Source organism: Streptomyces sp. AV19 (assembly GCF_015999245.1).
Classification (GTDB): domain Bacteria; phylum Actinomycetota; class Actinomycetes; order Streptomycetales; family Streptomycetaceae; genus Streptomyces.
Genome location: NZ_JAEAMR010000063.1, coordinates 1 through 1,799, shown reverse-complemented (window position 1 = coordinate 1,799; position 1,799 = coordinate 1). Strand labels below are relative to the sequence as shown.

Annotated in this window: 1 protein-coding gene; it reads right to left on the bottom strand. The window is 68.2% G+C overall.

From position 1 onward, the window contains the following. Positions 1-1,799, bottom strand: a 1,799-nt coding sequence (locus I5Q34_RS33170; protein WP_199896214.1) for a beta-ketoacyl synthase N-terminal-like domain-containing protein, incomplete at both ends; no start/stop codon positions are given.

Below are 1,799 nucleotides of genomic sequence, written 5' to 3'. Positions count from 1 at the left end.
GGTGCGGTGAGGCCGTTGCTGGCTCCGTCCTGGTTGATGGCGCTGCCGCGTACGAGGGCGAGTACGTGGTGGCCGTTGCGTCGGGCGTCCGAGAGGCGTTCGACGAGGAGCATGCCGACGCCTTCGCCCCATCCGGTGCCGTCCGCCGCCGCCGAGAACGCCTTGCACCGACCATCCGGAGCCAGCCCCCGCTGCCGCGAGAACTCCACGAACGTCGCCGGAGTGGACATGACCATGACGCCACCGACCAGGGCCAGCGAACACTCTCCGGCGCGCAGCGCCTGACCGGCGAGGTGCAGGGCGACCAGGGATGACGAGCACGCCGTGTCCACGGACACCGCTGGACCTTCGAGACCGTACGTATAAGCGATGCGCCCGGAGGCCACGCTTCCGGAACTGCCCGTGAGCGCGTAACCGGCCGCTTCCTCCGGCGCGAATCGCACGTGGGCTGCGTAGTCCTGGACGTTGATCCCGGTGAACACGCCGGTGCGGCTCCCGCGGAGCGAAGCCGGATCGATGCCACCGTCCTCGAACGCCTTCCACGAGGCCTCCAGGAGCAGGCGTTGCTGCGGATCCATGACCAACGCCTCGCGCGGACTGATCCCGAAGAATTCCGGATCGAAGTCGCCCGCGTCGTAGAGGAAGCCGCCCTGCCGGGTGTAGCACGTACCGGGATGGTCCGGGTCGGGGTCGTAGAGCCGGTCGATGTCCCATGCCCGGTCCGTGGGAAACTCGCCGATCGCGTCGGTGCCGGAGATGAGCAGGTCCCAGAGAGCCTCCGGGGTGACTGCTCCACCGGGATACCGGCACGCCATCCCCACGATGGCGATGGGCTCGTCGACCCGGTCGGCCGAAGCGGGCGCGGACAGGCAGGGCTCGGCCCGCTCGGCCTCGGCCCTTGTGCCCAGCAGAGCCTCTTCGAGGTGTCGGGCCAGCGCGGCCGGGGTCGGGTAGTCGAAGACGAGAGTGGGGGCGAGGGACACGTCCACCGAGGCGGCCAGCTGGTTGCGAAGCTGAACCGAGCCCAGCGAGTTGAACCCCAGCTCCTTGAACGGCCGGTCTGCTGCGATGTCTTCGGCGCCGGTGCGCCCGAGAACCGCGGCCGCATGGCTGCGGATCAGCTTCAGCAGGGTGTGATGGCGCTCTGTCGGTGATTGATGATCGAGCCGACTTCGCAGTGAGTGCTCGGTGGTTTTTTGGGAGCCGGCCGAAGCGACCGCGGGAGCGTCGGCCGGAATCGGCTCCAAGGTTCGTCGGACTTCAGGGATATCGCCGATCAGCGGGCTCGGCCGCTGAGAGGTGAAGATGGGGGCGAAGGTCGCCCAGTCGATGTCCGCGATAACGGTGTTCATCCGGGGACGGGCGCTGAGAGTCTGCTCGAGTGCTGCCAGTGCGAGCTCCGGGTCCATGGGCGACAGACCCCGACTCCGCAAATAGGTGTGAGTTGATTCGTCGGCCGACATGCCCTCGCCGTCCCAGGCGCCCCAAGCGATGGAGGTGGCGGGGAGCCCCTGTGTCTGGCGATGGACGGCGAGTGCGTCGAGATAGGCGTTGGCTGCGGCATAGGCGCCGTGACCGGCACCTCCCCAGGCGCTCGCCCCGGAGGAGAACAGTACGAAGTGCTTGAGCGTGTCGTGGTTCTGAAGGAGATCGTGCAAGTGGGAGGCGCCTACGGCCTTTGCGGCGGCGGCGTGTTCGAGGTCCGCGGGCGTGGTGTCCGCGACGGCGAGTCCGAAGTTGATGCCTGCGGTGTGGATGACGGTGGTGAGGGGGTGTTGGGGTGGGATGGTGTTGAGGAG